Annotated in this window: 2 protein-coding genes; both read left to right on the forward strand. The window is 62.3% G+C overall.

What is annotated here, in order from left to right; genetic code table 11:
- A partial coding sequence (locus tag EOA24_RS37465; protein ID WP_133374890.1) for a quinone oxidoreductase occupies positions 1–819 on the forward strand: 819 nt, incomplete at its 5' end.
- A gap of 264 nt (positions 820–1,083) precedes the next feature.
- The coding region (locus tag EOA24_RS37470) for an ATP-binding cassette domain-containing protein (protein ID WP_189354578.1) at positions 1,084–1,572 on the forward strand (489 nt) is incomplete at its 3' end.

Genomic DNA, 1,572 nt, shown 5'->3' on the forward strand with positions numbered 1-1,572 from the left:
CCCCCCGGCGGTTTGCCGCTGATTCCCGGCAGCGAGGCGGCGGGCGTCGTGCTGGCGCTCGGCACCGGCGTCGACTGGCTGAAGCCCGGCGACCGCATCGCTTATGCCGTCAATGTCGGGGCTTATGCCGAGCAGCGGGTGATCGCCGCCGACCGCGTGGTCAAGGTGCCGGACGGCATCAGCGACGAGCAGGCGGCGGCGATGATGCTGAAGGGCATGACGGCGGAATACCTCTTGCGTCGAACCTTCCCAGTCAAGGCCGGCGACACGATCCTCTACCATGCGGCAGCCGGCGGTGTCGGCCTGATCCTCGGCCAATGGGCAAAGCATCTCGGCGCGATCGTGATCGGCACCGCGAGCTCCGCCGACAAGATCGAGCTCGCGCGGGCGCATGGCTTCGATCATGTCATCAACTACAAGGAGCAGGATTTCGTCGCCGGCGTCGCGGCGCTCACCGGCGGGAAGAAATGCGACGTCGTCTACGATTCCGTCGGCGCCGATACTTTTCCCGCCTCGCTCGATTGCCTGCGGCCGCTCGGCATGTTCGTCAGCTTCGGCTCGTCGTCGGGACCGGTTCCGCCTTTCCCGATGTCGCTTCTCGCCCAGAAAGGCTCGCTTTACGCGACCCGGCCGACGCTCTTCGTCTACAACGCCAAGCGCGAGGATCTGGTGAAGTCGGCAGAAGCGCTTTTCGATGTGGTCAAGAGCGGCGCCGTCGAGATCAAGATCAACCAGCGCTACGCGTTGAAGGACGCAGGAAAGGCGCAAGCCGATCTCGAAGCCCGCAAGACGACGGGAACGACCGTCCTCATTCCCTAGAGCATGATGTCGTAGGAAAACCGCCTCGCACTTTTCGGCATCATACCTTAGCCAACTGCCCTGTTTTTCAGCGGCTTGCCGTGCCCGAAGGCACGGCTTCCCTGAAACGCGATGCGGATTTGCTACTGTTCTCAAGAGGTCTATCTTAGCCCTTGAGTTTCCGCTGAAATTCTTGAAGCTCTTTCAAGTTGGGTGCTGCTTTCCGATGGGAGCCGGCCGCGCATACCATGCTTTCGGGAACACAGAACATGTCCGGGAAGCCGGATGGGAGGCACTGTGAGTGCAAATCATGACAGGCAGAACCTGCTTGAGGTTCGTGGTCTCACCAAGATTTTCGGCACGCTGACGGCGTGCGATCACATCGATCTCAACATCGCAAAGGGCGAAATCCACGCGCTGCTCGGCGAGAACGGCGCCGGCAAGTCGACGCTGGTCAAGATGCTGTTCGGCTCGCTGGAGCCGAACTCGGGCGAGATCTTCTGGGACGGCAAGGCGGTCAAGATCACCAGCCCGGGCGTGGCGAAGAAGCTCGGCATCGGCATGGTGTTCCAGCATTTCTCGCTGTTCGAGGCGCTGACAGCGGCCGAGAACATCGCGCTTTCGCTCAATGACGGTTCGCCAATCAGCACCATCGCGGCGAAGGCGAGGGCGCTGTCCTTCAGCTATGGGCTGCCGCTCGATCCGGACTCCCTGGTCGGCGACCTCTCCGTCGGCGAACGCCAGCGCATCGAGATCATCCGCTGCCTCTTGCAG

Source organism: Mesorhizobium sp. M2A.F.Ca.ET.039.01.1.1 (genome assembly GCF_003998035.1).
GTDB lineage: Bacteria > Pseudomonadota > Alphaproteobacteria > Rhizobiales > Rhizobiaceae > Mesorhizobium.